This is a genomic window from Pseudonocardia sp. Ae717_Ps2 (assembly GCF_001932475.1).
In the GTDB taxonomy this organism is placed as follows: domain Bacteria; phylum Actinomycetota; class Actinomycetes; order Mycobacteriales; family Pseudonocardiaceae; genus Pseudonocardia.
In genome coordinates, this window is the sequence record NZ_MCIS01000001.1 from 315,654 (window position 1) to 337,636 (window position 21,983).

The 21,983-nt window shown below is 74.3% G+C and carries 22 protein-coding genes; 7 read left to right on the forward strand and 15 right to left on the reverse strand.

Annotated elements, in window-relative coordinates; genetic code table 11:
- Window positions 1–5: 5 nt before the first annotated feature.
- Both Ae717Ps2_RS01565 and Ae717Ps2_RS01570 read right to left on the reverse strand, forming a co-directional pair.
- Window positions 6–845 (reverse strand): DUF4097 family beta strand repeat-containing protein, encoded by an 840-nt coding sequence (locus Ae717Ps2_RS01565; protein WP_075308532.1) that lies wholly within the window; start codon window positions 843–845, stop codon window positions 6–8.
- Between the two features lie 114 nt (window positions 846–959).
- Entirely contained in the window at window positions 960–1,475 is a 516-nt protein-coding gene (locus Ae717Ps2_RS01570) for a hypothetical protein (protein ID WP_020623239.1), read from the reverse strand.
- A 120-nt stretch (window positions 1,476–1,595) separates the two neighbouring features.
- On the opposite strand from Ae717Ps2_RS01570, the gene Ae717Ps2_RS34960 reads away from it, so the two are divergent.
- The 3 genes from Ae717Ps2_RS34960 (at window position 1,596) to Ae717Ps2_RS01585 (ending at window position 4,478) form a co-directional block, all read left to right on the forward strand.
- Window positions 1,596–2,879 carry a cytochrome P450 gene (locus Ae717Ps2_RS34960; protein ID WP_075308530.1) on the forward strand — a complete coding sequence of 428 codons (1,284 nt, stop codon included), beginning with the start codon at window positions 1,596–1,598 and terminating at the stop codon, window positions 2,877–2,879.
- The gene (locus Ae717Ps2_RS01580; protein ID WP_075308528.1) at window positions 2,860–4,107 is read left to right on the forward strand and encodes a sorbosone dehydrogenase family protein; all 1,248 of its coding nucleotides are present in this window, start codon (window positions 2,860–2,862) and stop codon (window positions 4,105–4,107) included. Before Ae717Ps2_RS34960 ends, Ae717Ps2_RS01580 begins: the two co-directional genes overlap by 20 nt.
- An 83-nt stretch (window positions 4,108–4,190) precedes the next feature.
- Window positions 4,191–4,478 (forward strand): hypothetical protein, encoded by a 288-nt coding sequence (locus Ae717Ps2_RS01585; protein ID WP_075308527.1) that lies wholly within the window; start codon window positions 4,191–4,193, stop codon window positions 4,476–4,478.
- Window positions 4,479–4,488: 10 nt separating this feature from the next.
- Here the strand turns inward: Ae717Ps2_RS01585 and Ae717Ps2_RS01590 are convergent, their stop codons facing one another.
- From Ae717Ps2_RS01590 to Ae717Ps2_RS01600, 3 genes are all read right to left on the reverse strand, one after another.
- Entirely contained in the window at window positions 4,489–5,577 is a 1,089-nt protein-coding gene (locus Ae717Ps2_RS01590; protein WP_198932123.1) for an alpha/beta hydrolase fold domain-containing protein, read from the reverse strand.
- Window positions 5,578–5,619: 42 nt separating this feature from the next.
- Window positions 5,620–6,495, reverse strand: coding sequence for a CHASE3 domain-containing protein (locus tag Ae717Ps2_RS01595; protein WP_139318832.1), 876 nt, complete (start codon window positions 6,493–6,495; stop codon window positions 5,620–5,622).
- Window positions 6,496–6,579: 84 nt separating this feature from the next.
- Window positions 6,580–7,185 carry a TetR/AcrR family transcriptional regulator gene (locus Ae717Ps2_RS01600; protein ID WP_158071440.1) on the reverse strand — a complete coding sequence of 202 codons (606 nt, stop codon included), beginning with the start codon at window positions 7,183–7,185 and terminating at the stop codon, window positions 6,580–6,582.
- Between the two features lie 91 nt (window positions 7,186–7,276).
- On the opposite strand from Ae717Ps2_RS01600, the gene Ae717Ps2_RS01605 reads away from it, so the two are divergent.
- Window positions 7,277–8,521: an FAD-dependent monooxygenase gene (locus Ae717Ps2_RS01605; protein ID WP_075332926.1), complete on the forward strand. Its 1,245-nt coding sequence runs from the start codon at window positions 7,277–7,279 to the stop codon at window positions 8,519–8,521.
- 6 nt (window positions 8,522–8,527) lie between these two features.
- Here Ae717Ps2_RS01605 and Ae717Ps2_RS01610 read toward each other — a convergent pair whose 3' ends face one another.
- From Ae717Ps2_RS01610 to Ae717Ps2_RS01635, 6 genes are all read right to left on the reverse strand, one after another.
- Window positions 8,528–9,547, reverse strand: coding sequence for a MerR family transcriptional regulator (locus Ae717Ps2_RS01610; protein WP_075332927.1), 1,020 nt, complete (start codon window positions 9,545–9,547; stop codon window positions 8,528–8,530).
- Window positions 9,541–10,194, reverse strand: coding sequence for a HEAT repeat domain-containing protein (locus Ae717Ps2_RS01615; protein WP_075312432.1), 654 nt, complete (start codon window positions 10,192–10,194; stop codon window positions 9,541–9,543). Before Ae717Ps2_RS01615 ends, Ae717Ps2_RS01610 begins: the two co-directional genes overlap by 7 nt.
- Before the next feature lie 120 nt (window positions 10,195–10,314).
- The gene (locus Ae717Ps2_RS01620) at window positions 10,315–11,361 is read right to left on the reverse strand and encodes an alcohol dehydrogenase catalytic domain-containing protein (RefSeq protein ID WP_020622756.1); all 1,047 of its coding nucleotides are present in this window, start codon (window positions 11,359–11,361) and stop codon (window positions 10,315–10,317) included.
- 149 nt (window positions 11,362–11,510) lie between these two features.
- On the reverse strand, window positions 11,511–13,388 hold the full coding sequence (locus Ae717Ps2_RS01625) for a helix-turn-helix domain-containing protein (protein ID WP_075332928.1): 1,878 nt from the start codon (window positions 13,386–13,388) through the stop codon (window positions 11,511–11,513).
- A gap of 108 nt (window positions 13,389–13,496) precedes the next feature.
- Window positions 13,497–14,336, reverse strand: a complete 840-nt coding sequence (locus Ae717Ps2_RS01630) for an SDR family NAD(P)-dependent oxidoreductase (RefSeq protein WP_075332929.1) — start codon at window positions 14,334–14,336, stop codon at window positions 13,497–13,499.
- Window positions 14,333–14,674 carry a nuclear transport factor 2 family protein gene (locus tag Ae717Ps2_RS01635; RefSeq protein ID WP_043276433.1) on the reverse strand — a complete coding sequence of 114 codons (342 nt, stop codon included), beginning with the start codon at window positions 14,672–14,674 and terminating at the stop codon, window positions 14,333–14,335. Before Ae717Ps2_RS01635 ends, Ae717Ps2_RS01630 begins: the two co-directional genes overlap by 4 nt.
- A 136-nt stretch (window positions 14,675–14,810) precedes the next feature.
- On the opposite strand from Ae717Ps2_RS01635, the gene Ae717Ps2_RS01640 reads away from it, so the two are divergent.
- Entirely contained in the window at window positions 14,811–15,638 is an 828-nt protein-coding gene (locus Ae717Ps2_RS01640; protein ID WP_020622168.1) for a MerR family transcriptional regulator, read from the forward strand.
- Window positions 15,639–15,691: 53 nt separating this feature from the next.
- Here Ae717Ps2_RS01640 and Ae717Ps2_RS01645 read toward each other — a convergent pair whose 3' ends face one another.
- Window positions 15,692–16,495, reverse strand: coding sequence for an alpha/beta fold hydrolase (locus tag Ae717Ps2_RS01645; RefSeq protein ID WP_075308520.1), 804 nt, complete (start codon window positions 16,493–16,495; stop codon window positions 15,692–15,694).
- On the opposite strand from Ae717Ps2_RS01645, the gene Ae717Ps2_RS37195 reads away from it, so the two are divergent.
- A complete protein-coding gene (locus tag Ae717Ps2_RS37195; protein ID WP_158071441.1) occupies window positions 16,494–16,670 on the forward strand; it encodes a hypothetical protein in 177 nt (58 codons plus the stop codon). The genes Ae717Ps2_RS01645 and Ae717Ps2_RS37195 overlap by 2 nt on opposite strands.
- A gap of 40 nt (window positions 16,671–16,710) precedes the next feature.
- Here Ae717Ps2_RS37195 and Ae717Ps2_RS01655 read toward each other — a convergent pair whose 3' ends face one another.
- Both Ae717Ps2_RS01655 and Ae717Ps2_RS01660 read right to left on the reverse strand, forming a co-directional pair.
- The gene (locus Ae717Ps2_RS01655; protein ID WP_075308518.1) at window positions 16,711–16,956 is read right to left on the reverse strand and encodes a hypothetical protein; all 246 of its coding nucleotides are present in this window, start codon (window positions 16,954–16,956) and stop codon (window positions 16,711–16,713) included.
- Between the two features lie 65 nt (window positions 16,957–17,021).
- Complete coding sequence (locus Ae717Ps2_RS01660) at window positions 17,022–17,864, reverse strand: LuxR C-terminal-related transcriptional regulator (RefSeq protein WP_158071442.1); 843 nt, start codon at window positions 17,862–17,864, stop codon at window positions 17,022–17,024.
- Between the two features lie 303 nt (window positions 17,865–18,167).
- Here Ae717Ps2_RS01660 and Ae717Ps2_RS01665 point away from each other — a divergent pair, with 303 nt between their 5' ends.
- Entirely contained in the window at window positions 18,168–19,862 is a 1,695-nt protein-coding gene (locus tag Ae717Ps2_RS01665) for an AMP-binding protein (RefSeq protein ID WP_075308516.1), read from the forward strand.
- Between the two features lie 120 nt (window positions 19,863–19,982).
- On the opposite strand, the gene Ae717Ps2_RS34965 is transcribed toward Ae717Ps2_RS01665, so the two are convergent.
- On the reverse strand, window positions 19,983–21,974 hold the full coding sequence (locus Ae717Ps2_RS34965; RefSeq protein WP_083695539.1) for a Rieske 2Fe-2S domain-containing protein: 1,992 nt from the start codon (window positions 21,972–21,974) through the stop codon (window positions 19,983–19,985).
- Between the last annotated feature and the right edge of the window lie 9 nt (window positions 21,975–21,983).

Genomic DNA, 21,983 nt, shown 5'->3' on the forward strand with positions numbered 1-21,983 from the left:
GGGTGTCAGGCGCGGCGGACGACGATGTCGCCCTCGCGGGAGCGGGCGTGGACGGTGACGGTGTCGCCGCCGTCCGGGGCCTCGCGCGGGTCCAGGTCGTTGCCGATCCGGCCGGTGGTGTCGAGGTCGAGCCAGGCGGCGCTGCCCTCGGCGACACCGACCTCCAGGCGGCCGTGCGTGCTGGTCAGCGACAGCTCACCGCGGCGCACCCGGCCGAGGCGGACGTCGCCGTAGGCGGTCCGGACGCGGGCGCCCGCACCGAGCTCGTCGACGTCGATCGGGCCGTGGGTGCTGGTCACCTCGACGTCGCCGGTCAGCTCGTCGGCGCGGACGACGCCGTGCTTGCTGCTCAGCGTCGCGCTGCCGCCGACGCGGTGGATCTGCATGCCGCCGTGGTCGGAGCGGACCGTCGCGTCACCGGTGACGGTGCCACCGATCCGGACGTGGCCGTAGGCGGTGCTCAGGTCGGCGGAGGCCGCGTCGTCGATGCGGATGTCGCCGTAGCGGGTCGTCGCGGTGCACTCGCCGAGGGCGCCTTCGGCGACGACCGAGCCGTGGCCGGTGCTCGCGGTCAGGGCGGAGCCTGCCGGGAGCGCGATCTCGACCTCGACGGTGCGGCCGGGGGTGCCCGGGGTGAACCGTTGCAGCAGCCCGAGTCGCGGGCCGGTGACACGCAGCTCGCGGCCGGTCAGCTCGACCCGGACCTGGTCCGCGTGGGCGCGGTCGGCCGCGGAGCTGTGGACCTCGACGACGGTGTCGGCGCGGTCCGAGGCGGTCACGCGCAGGTCACCGATCGCGAGGTCGACGATCGCGGTGACGGGCTCGGGGGTGTCGTAGCTGGGCATGGGGCATCGCCTCCTCGGCGTCGCGGTGACGCCGTGGGTCAGGTGTGGGTCGGTCAGGTGTGGGTCGGTCAGGTGTGGGTCGGTCGGGTGTGGGAGAAGGGGATCGGTCGCGGCTCAGCCGAACCAGCCGACGCGGCCACGGCGGGCGGCGTCGGGACGGTCGGACGTCGCGGCCGGGCGGTCCAGCGCGGCGGCGGCCACGCGGGTCAGCCAGGTGTTCACACTGAGGCCGTCCCGCCCGGCGGCCTCCTCGATCCGGGTCTTGAGCGTCTCCGGCGGCCGGAAGTTGATCCGGGCTACCGGCCCGGACTCGCCGTCGGTGACCGCCGGCGCCGATGGCGCCACGGGTGGCGCCTCCGTTGCCGCCGGGGGTGCCGACGGCGCGGCAGGTGCCCCGGTGACGACGAACTCGGGATCGCTGCCGCGCAGCCGCACGTGCACCGACCCCGGAGCGAGCTCGAGGGTGATCTCGTCGGCCGCCTCGGCCAGCGCCTCCAGCAGGATCAGGCGGGTCGTCGAGTGCAGGGGGGCGAGCAGCCGCTCCGCGACCGCCCGGGTCTCCTCGCCCGCTGCCTCGCCCAGGGCGGAGAACTCGGTGCGCAGGCGGTCGACATATCCGTCCAACTCCATGGCGCAACTATGGCGCATGATGGCGCCATCGTCAACCGGGTGGCGCCAGTTCTTGACCGTGCCGCGACGGCAGGGTGTCCGCTGGGTCCGGCGAGCCACCCGTCACGAGAGGAGAACGACGTGGACCGGACCACCGAACGCCGCACGACCGGGGAGGGCTGCCCCGTCGCGCGACTGGGGCGGCTGCGGGAGGAGGGACCCGTGGTGCCGTTCGACGACACCCCGATGGGGCCCGCGATGCTGGTCACCCGGCACGACGACGTCCACGCCGCGCTGCTCGACCCGCGCCTGCGCAGCGATCCTGCCGCGGTACCCGGCGCCGGGCGGGGCATCGCGGGGGTGTTCGCGACGCTCGGGTTCCCCGACGAGCTCGCCCACCTCGGGCGGGGTCTGCTCGTCCGTGACGGCGAGGACCACACCCGGCTGCGTCGGCTGGTCTCGCGCGCGTTCACCGTGCGCCGGGTCCGCGAGCTGCGTCCGCGGATCGAGGCGCTCACCGACGGTCTGCTCGACGACATCGCCGCCGCCGGTGCCGACGGCACCCCGGTCGACCTCGTCGCCGCGCTGTGCCACCCGCTGCCGATCGCGGTGATCTGCGAGCTGGTCGGCGTGCCGGAGGAGAGCCGGGAGGTCTGGCGGGCCCTGGCCCGGCTGCTCGTGGCCCCCGACCCCGCGCGGATGCCCGCGGCGGCCCACGCCGTGCACGACCAGGTGCACGAGCTGATCGCGGCCCGGCGCGCGGACCCGGCCGACGACCTGGTCAGCGCCCTGGTCGCGGTGCACGACGACGGCGACCGGCTCGACTCCGACGAGCTCGCGGTTCTGCTGTTCGACCTGGTGCTGGCCGGGTTCGAGACGACCGCGCACGTCCTGTCCCGGGCCGCGCTGGTCCTGCTCACCCGCCCCGAGCAGCTCGCCGTGCTGCGGGACGAGCCGGAGCGCTGGCCGGTCGCGGTGCACGAGATCGTGCGGACCTGCGGCGCGGTGCCGATGTCCACGCCGCGCTTCGCCGCCGCCGACCTCGACATCGGTGGCACGACGGTCCCGGCGGGCAGCACGGTCGTCGCTGGGCTGGTGACGGCCAACTTCGACCCGCGCCGTCACGACCGGCCCGAGGAGTTCGACGTGACCCGCGACCCGGGCCGCGGCGAGGGGCACCTCGGCTTCGGGCAGGGCGCGCACTACTGCCTGGGCGCGGCCCTCGCCCGCACCGAGCTCGAGATCGGGCTGCGGGCACTGGTCACCCGGTTCCCCGCCCTGCGCCTCGCCGAGGTCGTCGAGGGTCCCGCCGACCTGGGGTTCGTGCGGGCGGACGCGGTGGAGGTGCGGGTGGACGCGCTCCCCGCCCACCACCACTCTGCCGGAATGGGCGGTGTGGGCCAGGATGTCCGGTGTGACCCGTGATCGCATCGCCTCCCGTGTCCGCCGCGCCGGGACGGCGGTGGCGGCGGTCGTCCTGATGGGCGTGGCGGGCTGCGGCGCCGCGGCGCCCGCGGCACCGGCCCCCGCACCGCCCGCGCCGTCCCCGGCCCGGACCGGGGACGGCGGTCTGCGGGTCACTCCCGTCGCGGGCGGGTTCTCCCACGTCTGGAGCGTCGGTGTGCTGCCCGACGGGCGCGCGCTGGTCACCGAGCGGTCCGGGCGCCTCTCGCTGCTCGCCTCGCTCGACCCGGGCACCGCGGTCACCCCGGTCGCCGCCGACCTCGGCGACGTGTTCGCCCGCGGCGAGGGCGGGCTGATGGGGCTGGCCGTGCACGCCGACTTCGCGACGTCGAACCGGTTCACCACCTGCCAGACCCACGCCGAGAACGGGAACCCGGTGGACGTCCGGCTGGTCACCTGGACGCTGTCCCCGGACGGCGCCACCGCGACCCGGGTCGCGGACCCGCTGGTCGGCGGGCTGCCGATCGCCTCGGGCGGACGCCACTCGGGCTGCCGGGTCGCCGTCGACGACACCGGGGCGCTCGTCGTGGGGACCGGAGACGCGGCGATGCCCGCCACCCCGCAGGACCTCACCTCGCTCGGCGGCAAGACGCTGCGGGTCGACCCGGCCACCGGTGGGCCCGCGGCGGGCAATCCCTTCGCCGACGCCGCCGACCCGGCCCAGCGGCTCGTCCACACCTCCGGACACCGCAACGTGCAGGGCGTCGCGGTCGAGCCGGGCACCGGGCGGATCTTCACCGCCGAGCACGGCCCCACCCGCGATGACGAGGTGAACCTGCTGCGCCCGGGCGCCAACTACGGCTGGGACCCCTCGCAGGGCGGCACGGTGGCCAGCTACGACGAGTCGGTCCCGATGACCGACCGGGACCGCTTCCCCGACGCCGTCCCCGCCGCGTGGTCCTCCGGCAGTCCGCCCGAGGCCCCGGCCGGCGCCGCGTTCCTCGACGGCGACGCATGGGGTCCGCGGAACGGGATGCTCGCCGTCGCCGCGTTGCGCGGGCAGAAGCTGCTGCTGATGCGCGTCGGCCCGGCGGGCACCGACGGCGCGGTCTCCGACGTCGAGATCCCGACGGAGCTCGACGGGGAGTTCGGGCGGCTGCGCGGGGTCCACTCCGCGCCGGACGGGGCCCTGCTGGTCACGACGTCCAACGGCGACGACGACCGGGTCCTCCGGGTCGACCCGAGCTGACCCGCGCCGGGGCCGGCCCGGTCCGGGGGAGGACGCGACCGGGTCCGAGGTCTGAACCGTCCGGGACCGGGTACGCGGCGCGGATGGTCGTGTTCGAGGAACCCGTCCCGGTGTCGCTCCCGGTATCGCTCCCGGTGGCGGCGGCGCTGTCCGGGCTGTCCGCCTACGACGTCTGGGTCCGCTACGCCGGACTCGGCGGCACCGGCACCGAGCACGACGTCGCCGCCATGCTGGTCGACCCGGCCGTGACCGCCCCGGCCGACCGGGTCCTGCTCGCCCGGGTGCTCGACGCGCACCTGGTGGTGCTCGGGTGCCGTCGCCGGGTCCGTCCGGACACCGGCGACGACGCGGCCCCGCCCGCGGTGCCCTGAACCGGCCGGGTCAGCCGCGCACCGACCGGGCGAAACCGACGACGTCGCGCACGGCGTGGGCGTAGACGTCGGGCATGGCGTCGCGGAACAGGATCATGCCGACGTGGCAGAGCCCGGGGTACACCAGCCCGACCGAGGGGACCCCGGCGGCGAGCAGTCGCCGGTGGTGGGCAAGCCCCTCGTCGCGCAGCGGGTCCAGCTCCGCGCAGGCGATCACGTGCGGCGGGAGCCCGTGCAGGTCCTCGGGCCGGGCGGCCGCGGCCCAGCAGGTCGGGTCCTCGGCGTGCGTGGAACCCGGGTCGTAGACCTCGGCGAGCAGCGGGAACAGCTCCCGGTTGAGCCAGTAGCGGTCGTTCTCCCACAGCGACGCCAGGTCCGCGGGCGCCCGGTCCCAGGACCCCAGTACGTACGGGCACTGGGCGTACACCCCGGCGATCCGCCCGGCCCAGCCTTCGCGGCGGGCCCGGACCGCCAGCCCGAGCGCGAGGTTCGCGCCGCCGGAGTCCCCGGTGACCACGACGTGCGTCCCGCCCAGCTCCGTGAGGTGCTCGTGCACCCAGTGCAGGCCGGTGACGCAGTCGTCGAGACCCGCCGGGAACGGGTGCGACCCGAGCCGCCCGCCGCCGTTGCGGTACTCCACCCCCACGACGACGGCGCCCTCCGCGGCCAGCTCGTCGCGCCACCGCACGTACAGCGGACCCTCGGCGGCCAGCATGACCATCCCGCCGCCGTGCACCTGGTAGATCACCGGCAGCGGCCCGTCCACGCCGGTCGGGCGGTGGACGTGCAGGCTGATCTCGTGGCCGTCGGCCCCGGGCACGGTCCGGGTCGTACGGTCGATGCCCGACATCGGCGCCCAGCCCGTGGACAGCGCGGTGAAGAACCCCTCGAAGCCCTCCTCGGCGGCGTCGACGAAGCCGAGCAGCGCCGGGCGGCCCGCGGTGCGGTCCAGCGGGGCGTCGTCGGCATGCCCGGTCAGTCCGAAGCCCTCCAGTACCGCGACCATCCGCGGGTCGGCCCGCGGGTCGTCGCCGATCGTCATCGACGGGTTCCCGAGCCGGCCGGGTGCGCGGGTGGGGACGACGGCGTCGGTGCTCACGTGGGCTCCTCGGGCGGTGGGTGACGTCGATCGTGTCCTGAGTCACACCCGTCCGTCAACCGAGTCGTCGCTGCGCGCCGGGACCGCAGGTTCGAGCAGGTGGACCTCGCGTTCGAGGTCGCCCATCCGGTCCCGCTTCACCGGCGGCGGCTCGGGCACGGGGCCGCCCTCGCGCAGGACCCGCACGGTGTCGGCGAGCCGGTCCACCCGGCGCAGGATGCCGTTGCGGTGCAGGAACCAGGCCAGGAACCGGGTCAGCACGGCGACCGCGAGCGCGATGCCGACCGACAGGTAGTCGCGGACGCGGATCTGGTTGATCTCGGCGATGCGGTCGTCGAGCAGCTGCCGCTCGCCGGTCCGCATCTGGTCGACGCGGCTGCGGATGCCGTCCATGAGGTTCTTGCCGTAGGCCAGGTCCCCGCGGATCTCGCCGCCGGTGTTCCCGCCGTCGGCGACGACGTCACGCTGGCGGGCCAGGTCGGTCATCTGCTTCGACGTCAGGTCCCGCAGTTCGGCGATCCGGGCCAGCTTGTCCGTGCGCGGCTTCTCGCCGGGCTCCGCCGCGGCCAGCGACTCCAGATGCCCCAGGACCGTCGGGAGCTCCGCCGACGCGTCGGTGAAGGGCTCCAGGTACTCGGTGCGCCCGGTGAGCTGGTAGCCGCGGACGCCGGTCTCGGCGTCGACCATGAGCGTGGTGAGGTCACCGAGCGTGCCGGTCATCTCGAACTTGCGCTGGATGTCGGTCTCGATGTCGACGCGCTGCAGGTTCCCGGTCAGGGCCAGCCCGGCCGAGACCAGCACGGCCAGCAGCGGCAGCCCGATGGTGATGCGGCTCTGCACCCGCATGGGCAGGCCGTCCCAGTACCGCAGGGCGGGTCGCGCCGGAGCGCTCAGGGTGTCGCGAAGGCTCCTGGCCACCGACGGAGTGTACGGAGGGGCCACCCCGGCCTGCCCGTCCGAGCGGTCGCGGCCGGACCGTCGTCCCGAACCAGGTTCGTCGGCCTACGGCTCCGGGGTGCGGTCCACGGCGTCGGGGGCCGGGGTGGCGAGGACGACCGCCAGGACGGCGTCGACCAGCCGCGCGGTGTCGTGCTCGGGGTCGAGGGGCGCGCCGAGCTGGGCCCACAGGTACGCGGGGGCGATCACGAGCTCGACGAGCTGCATCCCGCTCACGCCCGTGACACCGGCCGCCTCCAGCATCGCCCGGAAGTCGTCGACCCGCGGCTGCACGATCGCCATGACGTCGTGCGGGTCCGTCGACGCGCGGGTGGCGGCGAGCAGCGCCCGGAGCATCCCGAGCGCGTGCGGGCCGCTCAGGCTCGTCAGGAGCCCGCCGACGTACTCGGTGAGGTCGGCACGCAGGTCGCCGCTGGCCGGCACCGGCGACGAGGTCCGCACGTCGCCGACCACGACCTCCAGCAGCAGCGACTCGATGGTCCGCCACCGTCGATAGACGGTGGTGGGGTGCACCCCGGCGCGCTGGGCGACCGCGGGGATGGTGAGTTCCGCGCCCGGTTCGCCGAGCGTCTCCCGGACGGCGGCGAGCACGGCCTCCCGGGTCCGCGCGGTGCGTCCACCCGGGCGTATCGATCCTGCGGTCTCGGGCACCCGCACATCTTAACGCATTGATAGTTGCGTTTGTCGACGCCGTCGGCCTACGGTTAACGCAATTCGAGTTGCATGAGTGAGGAGCACGCTGATGGCACACGCACTCGTCGTCGGGGCCGGGATCGCCGGCGAAGCACTGGCGGTCACCCTGGCCAGGGACGGATGGCGGGTCACCGTGGTCGAGGTCGCGCCCGAGCTCCGTACCGGCGGTCAGACGGTCGACCTGCGCGGTGACTCCCGTCAGGTCCTGGTCGATCTGGGGCTGATCGACGAGGTGCTGGCGCACCTCGTGCCGCAGCGGGGGATCGCGTGGATCAGGGCCGACGGCAGCCGGATGGCCGAGATGCCGGTCGAGGCCTTCGGCGGCCGGGGGCTGATCTCGTCCGAGGAGCTGCTCCGGTCCGATCTCGCCCGGGTGCTCCACGGGGCGGCGGGTGCCGCGGGTGTCGAGTACCGGTTCGCCGACACCGTCGAGCAGCTGACCGACACGGCGGAGGGCGTGGAGGTCCGGTTCCGCTCGGGGCCGGTGGAGGTGTTCGACGTCGTCGTCGGGGCGGACGGGTCGCACTCCCGCACCCGTTCCCTGCGGTTCGGCCCGGAGTCCGCCTACCGGAAGCCGCTGGGCCTGGCCCACGCCTGGTTCACCCTGCGGGAGGGTCCCGGGACACCGCCGCTGGACGGGTGGGCGCTGTCGTACAACGAGCCGGGGCGTCGCGGACTGACCGCGCGCCCCGGGCATCCGGGACAGCAGGAGATCGGGATGACGTTCGCCGCCTCGACCGTCCCCCGTGCGCACGACGCGCGCCTCGCCGTGCTCGACGACGCCTTCCACGGCGCCGGGTGGCGTGCCGCGGAGTTCCTCGCCGCGGCGCGCACCGCCCCTGACCTCGCACTCGACACCTACGACCAGATCCACATCGACCGAGGGCGGTCCGACGGGCGGGTCGTGCTCGTGGGCGACGCCGCCTGGTGCGCGAGCCCGCTGAGCGGACTCGGTACCGCGCTGGGGCTGCGGGGAGCCGCGGAGCTCGCGGAGGCGCTGCGACGGCACGGGGTGTCGGCGGAGCCGACCGCGGAGCGGATCCGGGCGGCCTTCTCGAGCTTCGAGCAGGTGATGCGCCCCCGCGCGGCCGCGGCGCAGAAGCTCCTTCCCGGACGGGTCCGCATGGTGGCGCCGAAGACCCGGTGGGGCATCCGGGCCAACGCCGTGGTGATGCGCGTCGTGCAGGCGCCCGCCTTCCTGCGCGTCGTGCGGTTCCTCGCCGGTGGTCGTGGCCACGGCGACGGCGCCGGTCCCGAGCCGTCCCACGCCGAGCGGTCCCGCCAGGCGGGGTGAGGGGTCTCAGACCCGGCGGTCCGCGAACGCCCCCGCGACGAGTGAGACGGCCCGGTCGGGGTCGGCGGCGAGCCGGCGCAGCGCGTCCCGCGGGCCCGGTCCGGGCAGCTCGACCAGTGCCTGCGCGACCCGGATGCGGGTCGCGGGGTCGGTCCCGTCCAGGTCGCCGGTGAGGGCGCCGAGGATCCGGCCTGCGCTCGCCGGGTCCGTGCGCGACAGCTCCGCGAGGACCTCCGCGGCCTCGACGTCGTCGTCCCCCGCCCGCACCATCGTGACCAGCTCCGGGACGGCGGCCACGGCCCCGGCCCGTCCTGCGGCCACCGCGGCGCGGCGGCGGACCCGGGGGTCCGGGTCGGCCAGCGCGTCGAGCAGCGCCGCGGTCGCCGACGGGACCGGTGCGGCGTCGGCGAGCGCGTCGACCGCGCGTCGCCGGACGGCCGGGTCGTCCGAGCCCAGACCGGCCGCGAGCGCGGCCGCGGCCGCGGCGTCCGGGTCGCCCGCCCGATCCAGCGCCGAGCGCAGCGCCCACCGCAGCGCCCCCGCGACGTGCGGGTCGGACTCGGCGAGGAACGAGCGGGCCAGCAGCTCCGCGGGCAGCGCCGGGCCGTCGGCCGTGGCCAGCGCGGCCTGCTGTCGGCGCCCCGCGGCCGGCGACCCGAGTGCCCGCAGCAGCCCGACGACGTCGACGACCTCGGTCCAGGTCCCCGCCCCGGCGGCGTCGACGGCGCGCAGCCGCGCGAGCAGCTCCCGTTCCCCTTCCAGGCGTTGTTCGGTGGCCCGGACCAGGTCCGCGACCAGCCCGGACGGGTCGAACCCCGGGTCGCGCAGGGCGTCGGCGACCTGGGCCAGGGACAGCCCGAGCGTCCGCAGGCCCTCCACGTGGAAGAGCCTGCGGACGTCGTCGGGGGAGTACTCGCGGTAGCCGCCGACGGTCCGCCCGGTCGGCCGGAGCAGACCGACGGCGTCGTAGTGGCGCAGCATCCGCACGCTCACCCCGCTGCGGCGCGCGACCTCACCGATCAGCACGCGGCCGCCTCGTGCCCCGGGCCGAGCGCGACCACCCGGCGCGCCTGTGCCACGGCGTCGTCGAACCCGGTGGTCGGGTCCTCGCGCAGCACCATCGTCGCCCTGGCGTGCGTGGCGACGTCCGGGTCGGGCCCTGCCGCGGCCCGGTCGAGGACGGTGTCGGCCGCCGCGCCGAGGTCGGCCAGCGCCCGGGACAGGCTCAGCCGCACCGCCCGGTCGCCGCGGCCCAGCTGCCGGCCGAGCTCCTCGGCGAGCCCGGCGCGACCGGCCTCGGGAACGAGCACGACGGCGGTGCGCCACGCGGTGCGGGCCACCTCGTCGTCGGGGTCGTGCAGCAGGGCGGGCGTGACCCGGTCCGCGGTCGCCGGGTCGGCGATCTTGGACAGGGTGTGCAGCGCCTGGGCCCTGGCCTGCGACGACGACGAGCCGAGCTCGGCATCGAGCCGGGGCAGCACGTCCGCGGCCGGGAGCCGGGTCAGCGCCCAGGACAGCATGTCCCGGACGAAGAAGTCCGGCTCCTCCCCGCAGCGGCGCACCAGGGTGTCGAGCAGGGCGGGGTCGGGGGCCGACCCGGCGGCGAGCGCGGCCCGCAGCCGGACCGACGGGTCGGCGGCGGACAGGGACGCGGTGATCTCCGGTGGTGTCATGACCACCACCCCAGTGCCTGTCACGGTGTCAGGGTCAAGTCCGTCGCTCCGTGGGCGCAAGGGGTGGCGACGACGACCACCGCGCGGGGCCCCGGCGCGGGCGGGGCCCCGGGAGCGACGTCAGGCCGGGGTGATGACCACCTTGAGCGCCTGGTTGGCCGCGGCGTTCTTGAACACGTCGTAGGCCTCGTCCATCTGGTCGAAGGTGAACGAGTGGGTGCCCATCTTCTCCGCCGGGATCCGCCCGCCCGCGACCATCTTGAGCAGCGTCGGGATGGACACGGTGTCGACCAGGCCCATCGTGAGCGTGACGTTGGAGATCCACATGTCCTGCATCGGCAGCTCCACCGGGGTGCCGTGGACACCCACGTTGGCGATCGTGCCGCCCGGGCGCACCAGCGACGCCGCGGTCAGCAGCGTCTCCGGGTAGCCGACGGCCTCGATCGCGACGTCCACGCCGAGTCCGTCGGTCAGCGCGGTCACGTCCGCGACGGTGCCCGGCCCCACCTCGACGCTGTCGGTGGCGCCGAACTCGATGGCCTTCTCCAACCGGAACTTGTTGGAGTCGATCGCGATGACCTTCGACGCGCCCCACAGGCCGGTCGTGAGGATCGCCGAGAGCCCGACCGCACCCGCGCCGACGACCGCGACGGTGTCGCCCGGCCGCACGTTCCCGGCGAGCACACCGACCTCGTAGCCGGTCGGCAGCGAGTCGGCGAGGAAGATCGCCTGCTCGTCGGTGACCGACTCCGGCACCGCGTAGAGCGAGGTGTCGGCGTAGGGGACCCGTACGTACTCGGCCTGGGTACCGTCGATGAGGTGGCCGAAGATCCAGCCGATCCCGCCGACGGTCTGGCAGTGCGACGGCATGCCGCGCTGGCAGTAGTCGCAGCGGCCGCACTTGGTGATCGCCGGGACGAGGACGCGGTCGCCGACGGCGAAGCCGGACACGGCGTCTCCGACGGCGGTGATCGTGCCGACGGCCTCGTGGCCGAGGATGCGGCCGTCGGTGACGGCCGGGACGTCGCCCTGCAGGATGTGCAGGTCGGTGCCGCAGATCGTGGTGGTGTCGACCTTGACGATCACGTCGGTGGGGTCCTGGATCGTCGGGTCCGGGACCTCCTCCCAGGACTTGGCGTCCGGTCCGTGGTAGACGAGTGCCTTCATCTGCTCACTCCGTTGGTCGCAGGGGGTGCCGAGGGCGTCGGCGGACCCGACGCTAATGCGGGAGTGCGCATGTGACTGTCCCGTTCTGGGACGACTCCGCGGGCGGCACGAGCCCCGGCGACGGCCGTGTGTCCCGCGCCCGGGACACCTCAGCCGATGTAGCTGATCCCGAACGCGTCGATCTTGCGGTAGAGCGAGGACCGGGCGATCCCCAGCAGCTCGGCGGCCTGGTAGCGGTTGCCGCGCGCCTCGTAGAGGGCCTGGATGATCACGTCGCACTGCGCCGCCTCCAGCATCGACATCCGCGGTGCGCCGCCGGTGAAGCACGACGACGGCAGGTCCGGTGCCTGCACGACGCCGACCGGCTTGCGGGCGATGACGTAGCGCAGGACGTCCTCCAGCTCGCGCAGGTTCCCCGGCCAGGCGTAGCCCTCCAGGACCCGCACCACCTGCATGCTCAGGCTCAGCGACCGGCCGCCGGACAGTGAGTGCAGCACCGACCGCGCGAGCTCCCCGAGCTCGTCGGCCCGGTAGCGCAGTGCGGGCACCCGGACCGTGTCGTGGAAGTGCCGCAGCAGCAGCCCGTAGGGCCGGGTGGCGTCGACCGATGGCGTGTCGATGCAGCCGACGACGGTCGGTGCCGCGGGCGTGGACACCAGGAGCCGCAGCGACTCGTCGAGGCGCCGCGCGGCGACCGACCCGAGCATCGCGAGCCGGCGCAGGACGAGCAGCCGTGGCCGGTCCTCGTCGGTGCCGCGGACCGTCGGCAGGAGGGGGCCACCGGACTCCGCGATCCGCGCGCAGTCGAGCACCTGCACCGTCCCGGTCGGGTGGCTGCGGCGGAACTGTTCGACGGCGAGGGTCTGCTTCCCGACGCCCGGCTCGCCGACGAGGAGCAGGTGCCTGGTCCGGGCGGCGACGGCGGTCGCGACGTCGCGGCGGGCGCGCAGGTAGGGGCTGAGGAGCTCCCGGTTCGCGCGTCGCCGCACCTCGGCGGCGGCGCCGTCGGCGTGCGCGTCCCGGAAGTCGGCCGCGAAGTCCCGGCGCGCGGTCGGCGCGACGTGTGACCCCTGGCGACGCATCGCGTCCGTCGTCCGGGAACCGGCCGGTACGCCGACGCAGCGCCGCCCGGCGCTGACGTGGCCCACGACGGCGCCGCCGTCCCGGACGACGGAGGTGGCGACGTCGTCGCGGCGGCCCGACGGCAGGTCGGCGGTGGACCCGGCGGGCGGCGGCTCGGCGAGGGCGGCGTCGGCGAGCGCCCGGTCGAGGAGGTGGTCCCGGTCCTCGCGGGGCAGGGCCCGGAACCCGGGACTGCACAGGGTCGCCCGGCCGTCGGTCGCGACGACCCACTCCGCCCCGGACCGTTCGCAGACGTCGTCGAAGCGGGCGTGCAGCAGCCGCCCGGCCCGGTGCGCGCGGTCCCGGACGTGCTCGCCGATCTGGCGGGCCAGCTCCGCGGCGACGGCCGCGCGCAGCGCCGAGCCGCCGCCCGGCGCCGACAGGTGCGCCACGACCACCACCGTCTGCGGGTCCGCGTCGCTGTCCGACGGCACCGGTGCGGCGGCCTCGGCCAGGCAGGCGAGGTCGGGGTGCAGGTGCTCGGGACCGTCCACCCGGGCGGCGCGACCGGTGGCCCGCACCAGCGCGGACGCCGTCGTCGCCACGTCCTGCTCGGCGATCCGGAAGCCCGGCGCGACCAGGACGGCGTCGAGCAGCGTGGCGAGGTCCGGGCAGGCGTCGCGGCGGACGCGGACCACCCCGTCGCCGTCGACGAGCAGCACCGAGCAGCCCAGGTCGTCGGCGCCGGCGAGGAAGCGGTCGAAGACCTCGTCGGCCTCGGCGACGGCGGCGTGCCCCGGCTCGTGCCCGACGTAGGTCGCGGACCGGGCCAGGTCGACGCCCAGGTCGAGCGCCCGCTGCCAGGACTCCGCGACGACCGGGCGGACGTGGGCGCCCGCGGCACCGACGTGCCGGGTGTGCCGCGCCCGCCGGGCGGCGGCCTCGACCCCGGCGCCGGTATCCACGGATCGAGCCTAGCCAGCCGGCGCCACGCTCCGCGAGGACCGCCGGCAGCCGGCGTCCGTCGGCCACGCTCACCGACCCCGGCAGTACGACCTCGTGGGGCAGCCCGGCTACACAGGGAAATCGGCGCTGCGCGACAGGTCTTCGTTCCTCCGGATCTCGGCCAGATCCTTCTCCAGAGTCTCGACCACGGCGTCGTATCCGCTGTTGCCCAGGACCAGCCGGCGGGGCGGCGGATCCTGCGACATCGCCGTGATCACCGCACGGGCGCCGCGGTGCGGGTCGCCGGGCTGCACGCCGTCCATCCCGACGAAGACGGCCCGGACCTGCTCCAACATCTCGTGGTAGACCGGGATAGCCTCCTCGACGGCTTCGTCGGCGAACCCGGTGTAGGCGTTGGTGCGGAACGCTCCCGGTTCGACGGTCAGTACGGAGACGCCCTGGGCGGCGACCTCGTCGCGCAGCGCGTCGGTGACGGCTTCGACGGCGAACTTCGTCGCGCTGTAGTAGCCGAATCCGGGCGCCGAGACGAGTCCGGCCACCGAGGACACGTTGACGATCCACCCGTCGCCGCGGGCACGCATCCCCGGCAGCACGGCACGCGTCACGGAGAGCACGGCGAAGAAGTTCAGCTCGAACATCGCCCGCATCGCGGACTCGTCCATCGCCTCGATGGATCCGTACCAGCCGCGGCCGGCGTTGTTGACCAGCACGTCGATACCGCCGAAGTGCTCCTCGGCCGTGCGAACGGCGCGCTGCACCTGTGCCGCGTCGGTGAGCTCCAGCGGCACGACGAGAACGCGGTTGCCGTACCGCTCCGCCCAGGTCGCCAACTCCGTGGGGCGGCGGGAGGTCAGCACCACGCGGTCACCGGTGTCGAGCGCGGCCTCGGCGAAGGCCATCCCGAAGTTGCCGGGTGTGCCACCGGTGATGAACCATCGCCGGGTCACGGCTCGATCACCAGCCGACGGATCGCCGCACCGTCGAGGGTGAAGCGGTAGTTCAGGTCGACGACCCCGCCCGGGAAGTCGCCCTCCAGGTGCTGTCCGACGTCGACGCCCGTGGCGGTCGTGGACGCACCGGTGAACTCGGCGGTGTAGGTGTACTCGGTGACCGCGGTCGCCAGCCAGGCCCTGATCTCGTCGGTGCCCGCGTGGTCGTGGCCGTCATCGGTCACCACGGCGTCGGGGGTGAAGGTGGCGAGCGCCCGATCGAACTCCCGGGAGTCGAGTGCGCCCATGAACGTTCTCACGGTCTCGGGGAGTGTTTCCCATTCTGCTGTGGACATGGCGCCACGATGGAGCTTCCCGTGAGGGGAAGGTCAACCCGTGATCGCGGGAATGCCGCGACGTTGACCTTCCCCCAGGGGGAGGGCCCAGGGTTGTCCCGCTCGACGCAGGTGACGCCACGCAGAGGAGGACGCCATGGGAGCCCAGGTCTCGATCGGTGACTTCGCGCTGATGAGCGGCCTGAGCCGCAAGGCGCTACGCCACTACCACGACATCGGGATCCTCGAACCGGCCCACATCGACCCCGACACCGGCTACCGCTTCTACGACACCGGCCAGGTCGACCACGCCCACATCATCCGCCGGTTCCGCTCCCTGGGCATGTCCATTCCGGACATCAAGGCGCTCCTGAGCACCGACGACGCCGGGGCCCGCACCGAGATCATCACCACCCATCTCGAACAGATGGAGGCTGCGCTCGCCCAGACCCGTGACACCGTGGGGGCCCTGCGTGAACTGCTCACCCCGGCGAGACCTCCCACCGACGTCACGTTGCGCCACGAGCCGGCGCTTCCCGTGTGGGCCATCAGCGCCGTCATCGACGTCTCCGAGATCGACGACTGGTTCACAGCGTCGCTGCGGACACTGCACCAGGCCGTCGCCACGGCACCGGGCGCGCCTGACGCGATGGTGCCGGGCGGCCTCTACGAGAGAGCACTGTTCCTCGAACAGCAGGGCCGCGCCACCATGTTCGTCCCCGCGCCACCGTCCATCGATCCGCCCGAAGCGGTCCAGGCCGAGGTCCTCCCCAGGACCGAGTTCGCGGTGCTCACCCATCCCGGCGGGCACGACGGCATCGACCGCAGCTACGCGGCCCTGGGGATCTATGTCAACGAGCATCTGATCAGCAGCCAGGGACCCATCCGCGAACACTACGTCGGCGGCACTCCCACGGATCCGGCCCGATTCACCGCCACCGAGATCTGCTGGCCGATCTTCGGCACCACCGCATCATCGGAATGAGCGGAGACCGCTGAGCGTCGTCCACTCGTACCCGCCGCCGTGAACCACCGGGGTCAGCCGGTGCTCGGCAGGTCCCGCACGAAGGTCAGGACGGCCTGCGCGAGCCGCTCCGGCTGGTCGAACGGGAGACCGTGCCCGGCGTCGTCGACCTGGTGGACCCGCAGGAGCGGGTTGAGCTCGCACAGCTCGGTGGCCACGCCGAGGGTGACCACGGGCTTGTCGCCGATGACGAGCAGCGTCGGCACGTCGAGCGCGCTGACCAGCTCACGGTACGGCGGGTTGGGCGGCGTCAGGACGTCGAACGCGGCCGGGCTCGTGCTCAGTCGCGCGTCCACCTGCAGCTCGACGAGCTCCGGTGAGCGATGTGCGTGCCGCGCGAGCGCGTCGTCCAGGAGCGCCGACCTCCCCTGGTGCAGGGCGTGGCGGTGCTGCTCTGCGACGTCGCTCTCGTACACCTGCTGTTGCCACTCGCTGCTCAGGAAGGTGGGATCCACGAGGACGAGCCCGCGCACCAGGTGACCGATCCGGGTCGCGGCCAGCGCTGCCGTCATGCCGCCCATCGAGTGACCGACGAGCACCGGGCGACGAAGGCCCAGCTCCTGGATCAAGCCGCCCACGTCAGCGGCGAGATCCGGGTAGCGGTAGCCGGAGTCCGGAGCACTCGAGCGCCCGTGTCCGCGCGCGTCGGGCATGATCACGTCCAGCTCCGCCTCGAGCACGCGAGCCACCGGCGTCCAGCCTGCTCCACTGCCCACCAGGCCGTGGAGCAGCAGGGCGGGAGGCTTGTCCTGACCGGTCCGGAGGTAGGAGATCGTCACGCCGTTCACCTCGGCGTCGTAGGTGGGCCAGGACGGCATGACGGGGATGCTACGCAGCGAGTGGCCGGCCCTGCGGCACGAGCTCGCCGAGTGCCTGTGGTGGCTCTTCGTGCTCGCCGACCGGCTCGACGTCGACCTCCCCGAGGCCTACGGCGCCACGATGCAGCGCATCGGGGACGGGCTGTGGCGCGCGGTCGCCGACGGGGCCGGATGACGCCGCGCCCGCGACTGCAGGCGAGGTGCGCGACGGGCCCTCAGCCCCCGGGGCGGCCGAGCCGGTGGTGCCGGATGCGCGCCTTCATCTCGGCGACGCCGTCGGCGAACCGCTGTGCATAGATCACTTCGACGACGGCGGCACCGGCCGCCGTGACCGCACCGTCGGCGTCGATCAGCCCGCGGTCGTGCAGCTGCCGGGCCACCGGGGCCCGCAGCTGGTCGACCCGGGCGTCCCGGCCGTCGAGCAGCTCCAGCGCCCGTGCCTGCTCGGTGGACAGGTACATCGGCTCACCCCCTGCCCTGGGTTCGTACCGGGGCCGGGGCAGGTTCACGCCGAAGCGCCGGACGGTCAGATCAGCCCTGCCGAGCGGGCCGCGATGACCGCCCGCGCCCGGTTCTGGGCGTCGAGCTTGCGCATGGCGCTGTGCAGGTAGGCCTTGACCGTCCCCACGGTGATCCCCAGCTGCGCCGCGATCTCGGCGTTGGTCGCGCCCACCGCGACGTGCTGCAGTGCCTCGATCTCCCGCGGTGAGAGGGCGGGAGCCTCTCCGCCCGTCCGGCCCGGCGCCGGGCGCGCCCCGGCGAGGCCGTCGTGGATCCGGCTCAGCCGTGTGCGCAGCTCCGGGTCGTCGGTGCTCTCGATCAGCGCGGCGAGCTCCAGCAGCGCACCGGCCCGGCTCTCGGCGTCCGCGACGACCGCGACGGTGGGCGGAGAGTGCTGGTCGAGCAAGGCCGTGGCGTCCCGGGCGATGGTGGCGGCCACGATGCCCGCGTTGCGGACCGCGACGTCGCCGATCGGCCGGTGCTCGCGCATCGCCCCGTACACCACGCCACGGACCGAGCCGTGGACGATGATCGGATAGGCCAGGATCGACGCGAGCCGCTCGTTCTCGACGACGACGTGATCGTAGTCGTGGGTGATCCCCGGGGTCGAGGCGTAGTCGCTCACCCGGCACGGGATGCGGCGGGCCATCGCGGCGCCGCCGAGGCCGCGCCCGGACAGGACGCTGAGCAGCCGCAGCGAGTCGCCGAAGGTGCCGATCAGCTGGTTGATCGTGAGCTGCAGGCCGTCGCGCACCGTCCGGGTCGTCCCACCGAAGACGACCGGCAGACCGGTCGTCGAGCTGAGCTCGTGGAGCCGGCGGGGCATGACCCGGTCCAGCGCACGGGCGACCGCGTCGTCGTCCAGCACGAGTGCTCCTCCCTGTCCCGTCGGCGTCCTCGCCGGCCCGGGCGGCCTCGTCGTGTGCAACGAGTCACGACTGGTGGGGTTCTCCCAGAGATCGCCGGGTCCGTCAACCGGATCCGAACACTGACTTCGGTTGGTAGCGGGCGGTGGGCCGGCGCGGCGAGTCTCGGTCCGTCCGCCAGGCCGCGCCCGACGAGGAGCCCGCATGCCCTTCCGTCACGACGTTCGCGGTGGCGTTCTCCGCCCGCCCGGTGACCGCCCCGACGGCGGTCCGACCGCCCCACCGACCCCGAGGACGTCCGCCCCATGGGCAACCACGACATCTACCGCGACGCCCGCGACCGGCTCGTCGCGCTGCACGGCGAGCACGAGAAGGCCGTCGCCGACTTCACCTGGCCGCAGTTCGACGGCGCCTTCCAGTGGGCGCACGACTGGTTCGACGTCATCGCCGACGGCGAGACGCGGACCGCGCTGCGCATCGTGGAGGAGGACGGCGCGGAGGGCGCCTGGACCTTCGACGAGCTGCGCCGCCGCTCCAATCAGGTGGCCCGCTGGCTGGCATCGCACGGGGTCGGGCGCGGGGACAGCGTGCTGGTCATGCTGGGCAACCGCGTCGAGCTGTGGGAGTCGATGCTCGCGGTGATGAAGCTCGGCGCGGTGATCATGCCGACGACCACCGCGCTCGGCGCCGTCGACCTGCCGGACCGGCTGGAGCGCGGCCGCGCCCGGTTCGTGATCGCCGACGCGTCCTGCACGGGCAAGTTCGAGGGACTCCTCGACGGGCGCACCGCGATCTCGGTCGGCGGCACCGCCGAGGGCTGGCTGGACCTCGCCGACTCCCGCGACGTGGACGACGCACCCGTCGAGCACCCGGGCACCACCGCCGACGACCGGCTGCTGCTGTACTTCACCTCCGGCACCACCAGCCGGCCGAAGCTGGTCGAGCACACCCAGGCGTCGTACCCGGTCGGACATCTGTCCACGATGTACTGGCTGGGCATCACCCCTGGCGACGTGCACCTCAACATCAGCTCGCCGGGCTGGGCCAAGCACGCGTGGAGCTGCTTCTTCGCGCCGTGGATCGCCGGGGCGACGATCTTCCTCTACAACTACAGCCGCTTCGACGCGGCGTCGCTGCTCGGCCAGATCCGGGACAAGGGCGTCACCACGTTCTGCGCGCCGCCGACGGTGTGGCGGATGCTGATCAAGGCCGACCTGTCCGGCGGGCCCGGCTCGCTGCGCGAGGTCATCGCGGCGGGCGAGCCGCTCAACCCGGAGATCATCGAGCAGGTCCGGGCGCAGTGGGGACTGACCCTGCGCGACGGGTTCGGCCAGACCGAGACGACGGCGTCGGTGGGCAACACGCCCGGCTCGGTCGTGAAGCCAGGGTCGATGGGCCGCCCGTTGCCCGGCGTCCCGGTGGTGCTGGTCGACGAGCTCACCGGGGAGGTCTCCGACACCGAGGGCGAGATCTGCATCGACCTCGCCCGGCGCCCCACCAGCCTGATGGTCGGGTACCTGGACATGCCGGAGAAGACCGCCGACGCCATGGCAGGCGGCTTCTACCACACCGGCGACACCGCGACCCGCGACTCCGACGGCTACCTGTTCTACGTCGGCCGCACCGACGACGTGTTCAAGGCCAGCGACTACAAGATCTCGCCGTTCGAGCTGGAGAGCGTGCTCGTCGAGCACCCGGCGGTGCTGGAGGCGGCCGTGGTGCCGCAGCCCGACCCGGTGCGGCTCGCCGTGCCGAAGGCCTACATCGCGCTCGCCCCCGGCCACGAGCCGACCCGGGAGACCGCGGTGTCGATCTTCGCCCACGCCCGGGACCACCTCGCGCCCTACCTGCGGGTGCGGCGCATCGAGTTCTTCGAGCTGCCGAAGACGATCTCCGGCAAGATCCGCCGCGTGGAGCTGCGGGCCCGCGAGCGCGACGAGGCGGGGGCGGCTGCGGGCGGGGAGTGGCGTTACGAGGACCTCCCGGAGCTGAGGGCCTGACCGGTCGTCCAGGAGTCCTCCGGACGGATCCGCCGTGCCGCCCGGGACCGGACGGCCGGCCCGTCTCCGGCGCGATGCCGAGACGGGCCGGTCGACTCGTGACCGGGTCGCGCCGCGACGTCACAGGTCCAGCTGCACCTCGGACCCCGCGGCCCGGGAGACGCACACGCAGAGCCGGTCCCCGGCGGCCCGCTCGTCGTCGGTCAGGTAGGTGTCGCGGTGGTCGACTGCGCCCCCGAGCACCGGTGTCACGCAGGTACCGCAGATGCCCTGTTCACACGAGGAGGGCACGTCGACGCCGGCGGCGGTGAGCGCCTCCAGCAGGGTGTGGTCCTCGCCGACCTCGACGGTCCGCCCGCTGCGCCCGAGCACGGCCTTGAACCGCCGGGCGCCCGCCGGGGCGGTCCCGGTGGCGACGAAGCGCTCGTCGTGCACCGTGCCCGCCGGCCAGCCGTGCGCCCGGGCCCGGTCGTGGACCGCGTCGATCAGTCCGGCCGGGCCGCAGACGTAGACGTGGTCCCCGGCTCCCGGTGAGGCCAGCACCCGGTCGAGGACGGCGCCGGTGCCGGCCGGGTCGAGCCCGAGGTGGTGGGTGGTGGCGGGGTCGGCGGAGAGCTCGTCGAGGAACGGCAGGTGCGCCTCGGAGCGGGCGAAGTGGTGCAGCTCGACGGACTCTCCCGCGGCGCGCAGCGCCCGCAGCATGGCGATCAGCGGGGTGACCCCGATGCCACCCGCGACGAGCACGTGCCGGGTCGCCCCGTCGGCGAGCGGGAAGGTGTTGCGGGGTGCGGAGACGGCGACCGGGTCGCCGGGCCGCAGTGCGTGTACCGCGGCCGAACCGCCCCGGGACGGCTCCTCGCGCTGGACTGCCAGCGTGTAGCGGCCGTCGCGGGAGTCGTCGCACAGCGAGTACTGGCGGACGATGCCGCCGGCGAGCCGCAGGTCGACGTGGCCGCCCGGCTCGCCCGGGGGCAGCGGGCTCCCGTCGGCGGCGGCGAGGTGCAGCACCCGGATGCCCACCGCGGCCTCGGTGATCCCGGCGACGACGGCCGGGGCCCACCGGGGCCGGGGCGCCGGGCCCCGGTCCTCGGCGATCAGCCGCTCCATGATCCGCCGCCAGCGTACGACGCCGGAGTCGGTCTCCAGCAGCACCGGCTCCGGCGCGGTGTCCTCGCAGCGGGCGAACGCGGCGATCGTCGCGTGCTGCGCGCGGATCATCGGCTCGTCCTGCTCCTCGAACGCGAACCGGCGCAGGTCGGAGATCTTCAGCCGCATCTGCGGGGTCTCGGTGCCCGGCCGCACGCCCCAGCGCGACGCCGTCGTGAAGTAGTGCGTGGTGCTCGCCGTCTCCGGGGTGAGGATGTGGGTACCGAGGTAGCCGACGCCCTCGGAACGCGGCCGTCCCGGCGTCGTGACGCCGACGTCGAGCAGCAGGTGCGACGGCGCGTTCCACCGGAAGTCGGTCCAGGTGTCGACCGGGGCGCCGTCGTCGTGGAACAGCATGTCGAACATGCCGGGGGGAGGCACCGACGCGGACTCCCGCACGACGTTGACCGTGTCGCCGTCCTGCCGCACGGTTGTCGCGGTGTCCAGCATGGCGCTGTTCCCGAGGATCCCGTCGTGCAGGAAGCTGGTGTGGCTGCAGTCGAGCAGGTTGTCGACGATCAGGTCGTACGGCACGTCCATGACCAGGTGGTCGCGCCGGGTCGTGGTGTCCTCGGCGTCGAGGGTGCCGAAGTCGGGCAGCAGACCGTGATCGGGCTCCCGGTCACCGGCCCACCACCAGACCGCACCGTGCCGCTCCACCACGGTGTGCGCGGTGACCGCGGCGGCCCGCGGGACCACCCCGGCGCCGTGCGGGTTGCGCACGCACGCACCCGAGGTGTCGAACTCCAGGCCGTGGTAGCCGCAGGTGATCGTCCGACCGTCGAAACGGCCGCGCGACAACGGCGCGAACCGGTGCGGACAGCGGTCGTCGAGGGCGACCGGTCGGCCGTCGGCGTCGCGGGTGAGCAGCAGCGGGCGTTCGAGCACCGTCCGCGACAGCATCGTGTCCGGGGTCAGCTCGCACGACCAGGCCACCAGGTACCAGGTGTTGCGCAGGAACTCCACGATGCGTCC

Excerpts from the sequence above, each read along its gene's own strand:
- Ae717Ps2_RS01565 (WP_075308532.1), bottom strand. The coding sequence starts at position 845 with ATGCCCAGCTACGACACCCCCGAGCCCGTCACCGCGATCGTCGACCTC.
- Ae717Ps2_RS01570 (WP_020623239.1), bottom strand. The coding sequence starts at position 1,475 with ATGGAGTTGGACGGATATGTCGACCGCCTGCGCACCGAGTTCTCCGCC.
- Ae717Ps2_RS01580 (WP_075308528.1), top strand. The coding sequence starts at position 2,860 with ATGTCCGGTGTGACCCGTGATCGCATCGCCTCCCGTGTCCGCCGCGCC.
- Ae717Ps2_RS01585 (WP_075308527.1), top strand. The coding sequence starts at position 4,191 with ATGGTCGTGTTCGAGGAACCCGTCCCGGTGTCGCTCCCGGTATCGCTC.
- Ae717Ps2_RS01605 (WP_075332926.1), top strand. The coding sequence starts at position 7,277 with ATGGCACACGCACTCGTCGTCGGGGCCGGGATCGCCGGCGAAGCACTG.
- Ae717Ps2_RS01615 (WP_075312432.1), bottom strand. The coding sequence starts at position 10,194 with ATGACACCACCGGAGATCACCGCGTCCCTGTCCGCCGCCGACCCGTCG.
- Ae717Ps2_RS01620 (WP_020622756.1), bottom strand. The coding sequence starts at position 11,361 with ATGAAGGCACTCGTCTACCACGGACCGGACGCCAAGTCCTGGGAGGAG.
- Ae717Ps2_RS01635 (WP_043276433.1), bottom strand. The coding sequence starts at position 14,674 with ATGTCCACAGCAGAATGGGAAACACTCCCCGAGACCGTGAGAACGTTC.
- Ae717Ps2_RS01640 (WP_020622168.1), top strand. The coding sequence starts at position 14,811 with ATGGGAGCCCAGGTCTCGATCGGTGACTTCGCGCTGATGAGCGGCCTG.
- Ae717Ps2_RS37195 (WP_158071441.1), top strand. The coding sequence starts at position 16,494 with ATGACGGGGATGCTACGCAGCGAGTGGCCGGCCCTGCGGCACGAGCTC.
- Ae717Ps2_RS01645 (WP_075308520.1), bottom strand. The coding sequence starts at position 16,495 with ATGCCGTCCTGGCCCACCTACGACGCCGAGGTGAACGGCGTGACGATC.
- Ae717Ps2_RS01655 (WP_075308518.1), bottom strand. The coding sequence starts at position 16,956 with ATGTACCTGTCCACCGAGCAGGCACGGGCGCTGGAGCTGCTCGACGGC.
- Ae717Ps2_RS01665 (WP_075308516.1), top strand. The coding sequence starts at position 18,168 with ATGGGCAACCACGACATCTACCGCGACGCCCGCGACCGGCTCGTCGCG.